The organism is Promineifilum sp. (SeqCode), from assembly GCF_041918635.1.
Taxonomy (GTDB): Bacteria; Chloroflexota; Anaerolineae; order Promineifilales; family Promineifilaceae; genus Promineifilum.
Genome location: NZ_JAYRVJ010000365.1, coordinates 1 through 6,575, shown reverse-complemented (window position 1 = coordinate 6,575; position 6,575 = coordinate 1). Strand labels below are relative to the sequence as shown.

The following is a 6,575-nucleotide window of genomic DNA, read 5'->3' as shown; positions in this document are numbered from 1 at the left end:
GGGCGTTTCTTGCGGCTGGGGGTACCCCGGGGTTTCAAGCGCCTGACTACAAACTATGAGCATGGAACTACGACTCTACTCCGCCGCCGACGTGCGCCGCGCCTTGCCGATGGCCGAGGCCATTGCGGCGATGAAGGCGGCCTACGCCGAGCTCTCCGCCGGGCGCGTCCAGATTCCCCTGCGCACTCATTTAGCCGTGGCCGAGGGGGATAGCACGCTGGTCATGCCCTTTTGCGCGCCCGACCACGGCGCGGTGGGCCTGAAGCTTGTCTCCGTCTTCAACAGCAACCCCGCGCGCGGCTTGCCGCTCATCCACGCCCTGGTACTGGCCGTGGACGCGGCGACGGGCCGGCCGCAAGCGCTCATCGAGGGGGGCAGCCTGACCGCCATTCGCACCGGCGCGGCCTCCGGCGCGGCGACCGACGTGCTGGCCCGGCCCGATGCAACCACTGTGGCCCTCTTCGGCAGCGGCGCGCAGGCGCGCACCCAACTGGAGGCGGTCTGCACGGTGCGGCCAATTGAGCGCGTGTGGGTCTACAGCCTGGGCGGGGCCGAGGCGTTCGCGACCGAGATGGCCGGCCGGGGGCCGATCCCGGCCCGCATCGAGATCGCTGCCAGCCCGACCGAAGCGCTGCGCGACGCCGACATCATCTGCGCCGCCAGCACGTCGCGCACACCTGTCTTCGACGGCCGCGACCTGAAACCGGGCGCGCACGTCAACGGCGTCGGCTCTTTCACCCCGGAGATGCAGGAGATCGACGCCGAGACGGTGCGGCGGGCGCGTGTCGTCGTCGATTCGCGCGAGGCGGCGCTGGCCGAGGCGGGCGACCTGCTCATCCCCCTGCGCCAGGGCGTGGTGACGCTCGATCACCTGAGCGCGGAGTTGGGCGAGGTCATCGCCGGGCTGAAGCCGGGCCGGACGAGCGCCGAGGAGATCACCTTCTTCAAGTCGGTCGGCGTCGCTGTCCAGGACGCGCTGGCGGCGCAACGGGTCGCGCGCAACGGGCTGGCGCTGGGGCTGGGGACGGTGGTGGCGCTATGAGCGCGCTACCTGCATCGGCTCAAGTCGTCGTCATTGGCGGCGGCGTCATGGGGGCCAGCACGGCCTACCACCTGGCGGCGCGCGGCGTCCGCGACGTGGTGCTGCTGGAGAGCCAGCGCTTCTTCGGCCAGGGCGCGACCGGCAAGTGCGCCGGGGGCATCCGCTACCAGTTCAGCACAGCCATCAATATTCGCCTGTCGCAACTCAGCCTGCCTATGCTCGACCGTTTCGAGGAGGAGATCGGCCAGGCGATCGGCCTGCGCTACGATGGCTACCTGCTGCTGGCGACGAACGAGCGCGACGTGGCGACCTTCCAGCGTAACGTGGAGTTGCAGCACAGCCTGGGCGTGCCGACGGAGTGGCTGGACGGCGACGAGGTGCGTCGGCGCGTGCCCCAACTGGCGGCCGGCGACGTGCTCGCCGCCACCTTCCACGCCGGCGACGGGCTGGCCGATCCCCACGGCGTGGTGGCCGGCTACATCGCCGCCGCCCGCCGGCTGGGGGCGCGGGCCTACAATGAGGCGCCGGTGACGGGCATAGACGCGGCCGGCGGGCGCGTGACTGGTGTTCATACGCCGCTGGGTCGCATCGCCTGCGAAACGGTGGTCAACGCCGCCGGGCCGTGGGCGGGCGTGGTAGGCGCGATGGCCGGCGCGCCCCTACCCATCACGCCGGTGCGCCGGCAGATGGTGACGACCGGCCCGCTGCCCGCGCTGGCCCCCGACTTCCCATTCGTCATTGACTTTGCTCGCAGCCTCTACTTCCACCGCGAGGGGGAGGGGCTACTGACCGGCATGTCCAACCCCGACCAGGCCCCCGGCTTTGACGAGAGCGTGGACGAGGAATGGGAGTTGACCCACCTGGAGGCGGCCGTGACCCGGCTGCCGCTGCTGGCCGAGGCTGGCTTGCAGGCGCGCTGGGCCGGCCTCTACGAGAACACGCCTGACGCCCACCCCATCATCGGCCGCGTGCCCCAATTCGACAACTTCGTCGTCGTCACCGGCTTCTCCGGCCACGGCTTCATGCACGGGCCGATCGCCGGGCTGCTGGTCAGCGAGATCGTCCTTGACGGCCAGGCCCACACGCTCGACATCAGCGAATTGGGCTACGAGCGCTTCGCCGGGCGGACAACGCGCGAGTACAACGTGATTTAGGGGCTAGGGACTAGGGGCTAGGGGAAGAACGCTCTTCCCTAGCCCCTAACCCCTAGCCCCTATACCTGTGCAATCTGTGAAATCCCTGGTTTCCTCTCCACCGGGGCCGGTATACTAGCGCCACGCGGCCGATCCCCGGCCCCGATGAGGTTCCCCATGACGTTCCCCCAACATTCTCGACGCCTAGAAACCGCGTCTTTTCGGAGAGAAGAAGAGAAGAGGAACACAGAGAGACACAGAGATCACACAGAGAGACACACAGGGAGAAGAGGTTTCTCTGTGTCTCTCTGTGTCCGCCCTCTGTGTCTCTCTGTGTTCCTCTTACTGCTGATAACTCTAGTCGCCTGCGCCGGCAGCGACGAGCCGACGGCCGACACCCTGCCCGAGCCGACCGCCCCCGCCGCGCCCACGGCCGATCTGCCCATCCCGCCCGACAGCGAGTTGCTGGTTGTCGCTACCGATGCGCCGCTGCCCCCGTTTGCCGACTTCGACCCGTTCGGCAACGTCATCGGCTTCAACAGCGCTGTCGTCGAGAGCATCGCCGCCAAGGCCGGCCTCGACTATGAGTTCGTCGTCACGCCCAGCGAGGGGGTGCTGAACAACATCGCCGCCGGTTCGGCCCGCGACTTCGACGCCGTCATGTCGGCGCTCATCATCCCGGACACGCCGCCGCCGGGCATCGCCTACACCCATCCCTACCTGGAGGTTGGACAGGTCATCGTCGTCCTGGTGGACGAGAAGGAGATCAACGGCCCGGCCGACATCCAGCCCGGCCGGACAGTCGGCGTGCTGGCCGAAAGCGCCGGCCTGGACGCGGCGCGCGCGTTGGGCGTGGCCGAAACCGACCTGTTCGCTCAGTACGAGAAGCCGTCGCAACTCATCCAGGCGCTCATCGATGAGGTCGTGGACGCCGTCATCATTGATAGCTACACCGCCGACTACTTCGCCGCCAGCTTCCCGGAGCAGGTGCGCATCGCCGGCGGGGAGGGGCGGGAGGCCTGGCTCGACGCCAAGCCCTACGGCATCGCCGTGGCCGCCGACAACACCGAGCTGCTGGACACACTCAACAGCGCCATTGACCAGCTACACGCGGAGGACGTAATCGACCAGCTGACCGTCACGTGGCTCATCCCGGAGGCCGATCCGGCGGCCTCCGTGAATCCCGGCGAGTCGCGGGTGGGCACGCCGGCCACCGAGCTATATATCGGCGTCGTCGGCCAGTTCAGCGACATGGACCCGGCCAGCCTGACGACCGACTTCATCAGTTGGGAGATCAAGCACAACACGATGAGCGGCCTCTACCGCTTCACGCCGGACAACACGCTGATGCCGCTGCTGGCCTCGGCCCTGCCCTCGGTGTCGGCCGACAAGCTGGAGTACACCATCCCGCTGCGGACGGGGCTGCGCTTCCCCGACGGCACTGAGTTCACGGCCGATGACGTGAAGTGGAGCCTGAACCGCGCCGCCGGGCTGGGCAACTTCCTGGTCAACACCTACCTGAAGGACAGCAACGACGACAACTTCGCCGACGAGGACGCGGTGCAGGTGATGGACCCAGCCACGGTCAAGATCATCCTCCAGGAGCCAACGGCCTACTTCCCCGCCATTCTGGCCGTGCCGCCCTTCTTCCCGATCAGCAATGAGTGCTACGCCGACGCGGGCGACCCCGGCAGCACGTGCGGCGGCATAGGCCCGTATACCATCGTCAGTTGGCAACTGAACGACCGCATCCGGCTGCGGGCCAACCCCGATTGGCCGGGCGAGCCGAAACCGGCCTTCGAGAACATCACGCTCAAGTTCTACACCGACGCCTCCTCCATGCGCCGCTCGCTGGTCGAATTCCGCTCGGTCGATTTAGCCTGGACGGGCTTGCCCTTCCAGGACTTCGCCGATCTGGCGGCGCTGGATGTGGGCGGTGATGGGCAGGCGGACTACACCGCCTGGGAGGGGCCGTCTACCTTCAAGAGCTACATCATCTTCGAGCAGGCGACGGAGCCGTGGGACAAGGAGCGCGTGCGGCAGGCGGCGGCCTACGCCATCGACCGCGAGGCATTGGCCGCCCTTTTCAACGGGGCGCGCTTGCCGCTGCTCAGCCCTGTGCCCGACGATATTCCCGGCCACACCCCCACCTTCCCGGCGCGCGACCTGAACCGTGCGCGCGACCTGCTGCGGCAAGAGGGGTATACAGCGGAGGAGAAGCTGCCGATCACACTGTGGTTCGTCAACGACGGGCGTTACAGTGACGTGGAAGAGGCCTACGCCAACGCCATCAAGGCCCAACTGGAGGAGACAGGCGTCTTCCAGGTGACCGTCAGCGGCGCGGGGTGGGACGAGTTCCGTCTGCAAATCTCCCAGTGCAGCTTCCCCGCCTACTTGCTGGGCTGGCCGGGGCGCGGGCAGCCGACGACCTATCTGGATGCGACGAGCTGGACCGACTTCTTCGTGACCAACACCGACCGAGTTTTCTGCTCCAACTACGAGAGCGCGCGCATGACGGAGCTAGTCGCGGAAGCGCGGGGCGAGTTGGACGAGGGGCAGCGGCTGACGGTCTACGGCGAGATTCAGCAGCTGTGGGCGGATGAACTGCCGACCTTGCCGCTGACTCAGGAGCCGCGCCGGGCGATCTCCCTGCCCACCATCGACAACGTGCGCATCGACGCGCTGGGGTTGATGCATTATGAGTGGCTGACGAAGGTGGGGGAGTAGTAAGCAGTGATCAGTGGTCAGTGGTCAGTACTGACTACTGCTTACTGCTTACCGCTTCCCGTTGCGCCTGGCGCTTCGCCCGCGGGCCGACGACGCGCTCTGTGCCGTTCAGGACGCGCTTGATGTTGGGGCGCAACGCCCAGGTGATGATGAGGCCGGCGACGACGCTGCCGACCAGGTAGGCGGCTGAGGCGTCGATGCCGGTAAAGTAGCGGGCGGCGAAGATGACGATGGTCACCACAGCCATGCTGAGCGACGCGACCGAGGCCATGCCCACGATATAGAGCAGCCCACCCATGACGAGAAAGGCGATGGGGAACACCCAGGGCCAGATGGCGGTTGACCAGCCCACATTCGGCCCCGTGCCCGCGCCGCCGGCGAACTTAAGGAAGATCGACCAGTTGTGGCCCACCACCGACATCACGCCGGCCGTGGCCTGGGCCCAGGGCAGCAGCGTCGGGCCGAGCGCGTCGTCGAAGAGCCACGTCGTCAGCCAGACGGCGACGATGCCCTTGAACACGTCGCTCAGCGAGGTCAACAGGCCAACGCCCAGCCCGGCCGCGCGCAGCGAGTTCGTGCCGCCGGTGCGCCCGCTGCCGATCTGGCGCAGGTCTTCACCTTTGAACAGCCGCACGTAGATGTAGCCAAAGGCCACCGAACCGCAGAGATAGCCGATCAGCCCGGCCAGTAGGAAGTAGAGGACTTGCATGATTGCACTCTCAATAGATGGGATTGGCAATTACACCTATATAACACGGGATGGGCGGGAGAGTTGCTTGACGGTCGGATCGCCGCTGGGACAGCGACTCTTCACCTGCTACTAACCGCTCAGGCCGTCCGCATCATCAGATGCGGACTCTGATTCTCCCCTGCACCCCCGCCCCCCTGCTCCCCCGCACCTATTCAATCCCCCACGCCACCGCCCGCACCTCCCCCTCCCGGATGGTGAACGCGCCGAGCGCCGGCCGCTCCGGTTCGGCCAGCGACAGGATGAGTTGCACCTGATCGGGGTAGTAGGCCAGCGCCACATCGGTGGGCGAGGGGCGCGCCGGGCCGTGGGGGTGGGAGTGGACGATCGCCAGCAACTCCAGACCCGCCGCCTCGATGTCGAGCATGGCCCGGATTTGCTGTACCGGCTCCATCTCGTAGGCAACGGGGCTGTGGTGGATGTTCTCGACGGGGTAGAAGCGGGACGCGCGGCCGGCTTGCCCGGCCAGCAGGCCACAAACCTCTTCGGGATAGAGCGCGGCGGCGTGGGCCACCATCTCGTCCACCAGCGCCCGGCTCAGGATCAACTCGGCCATGAAGAGAGACCATCCGCAGATTACGCAGATTGAAGAGGCTCACGCAAAGAACGCCAAGGGCGCAAAGAACGCAAAGAAACCAGCGTTTTTTCTTTGCGTTCTTTGCCTCTTTGCGTTCTTTGCGTGAGCTCTTAATCCGGGATTACCTCAGCCTCCAGCGGCGACGCCCTGGATGCCGCCCTCGGTCAGGGTGCTCACGTCGAGCAGCTGGTCTGCCTCTGCGGCGGTGAGGTAGCCCTTCTCGACCACCACCTCGCGCACCGTGCGATTGGTCGCCAGCGCCTCTTTGGCGACCTCGGCCCCCTTCAGGTAGCCGATAACCGGATTGAGCGCCGTCACCAGGATGGCGTTCTTGGCCAGCCAGCCGGT

The 6,575-nt window shown here is 67.0% G+C and carries 5 protein-coding genes and 1 pseudogene; 3 read left to right on the top strand and 3 right to left on the bottom strand.

Features of this window, described 5'->3' with window-relative positions; all coding sequences use genetic code 11:
• The first annotated feature begins 55 nt into the window (after positions 1-55).
• The 3 genes from ACE3UY_RS11535 to ACE3UY_RS11525 all read left to right on the top strand — a co-directional run bounded on the left by ACE3UY_RS11535 (position 56) and on the right by ACE3UY_RS11525 (position 4,902).
• Complete coding sequence (locus ACE3UY_RS11535; protein WP_374687673.1) at positions 56-1,042, top strand: ornithine cyclodeaminase family protein; 987 nt, start codon at positions 56-58, stop codon at positions 1,040-1,042.
• Positions 1,039-2,196 (top strand): NAD(P)/FAD-dependent oxidoreductase, encoded by a 1,158-nt coding sequence (locus tag ACE3UY_RS11530; RefSeq protein ID WP_374687672.1) that lies wholly within the window; start codon positions 1,039-1,041, stop codon positions 2,194-2,196. Before ACE3UY_RS11535 ends, ACE3UY_RS11530 begins: the two co-directional genes overlap by 4 nt.
• A 312-nt stretch (positions 2,197-2,508) precedes the next feature.
• Complete coding sequence (locus tag ACE3UY_RS11525) at positions 2,509-4,902, top strand: ABC transporter substrate-binding protein (protein ID WP_374687671.1); 2,394 nt, start codon at positions 2,509-2,511, stop codon at positions 4,900-4,902.
• Between the two features lie 34 nt (positions 4,903-4,936).
• Here the strand turns inward: ACE3UY_RS11525 and ACE3UY_RS11520 are convergent, their stop codons facing one another.
• From ACE3UY_RS11520 to aspA, 3 genes and pseudogenes are all read right to left on the bottom strand, one after another.
• Complete coding sequence (locus ACE3UY_RS11520; RefSeq protein WP_374687670.1) at positions 4,937-5,611, bottom strand: glycerol-3-phosphate acyltransferase; 675 nt, start codon at positions 5,609-5,611, stop codon at positions 4,937-4,939.
• 190 nt (positions 5,612-5,801) lie between these two features.
• The gene (locus tag ACE3UY_RS11515; protein ID WP_374687669.1) at positions 5,802-6,206 is read right to left on the bottom strand and encodes a Mov34/MPN/PAD-1 family protein; all 405 of its coding nucleotides are present in this window, start codon (positions 6,204-6,206) and stop codon (positions 5,802-5,804) included.
• A 147-nt stretch (positions 6,207-6,353) separates the two neighbouring features.
• Positions 6,354-6,575 (bottom strand): annotated as a pseudogene (aspA, locus tag ACE3UY_RS11510) (aspartate ammonia-lyase); the annotation flags it as partial.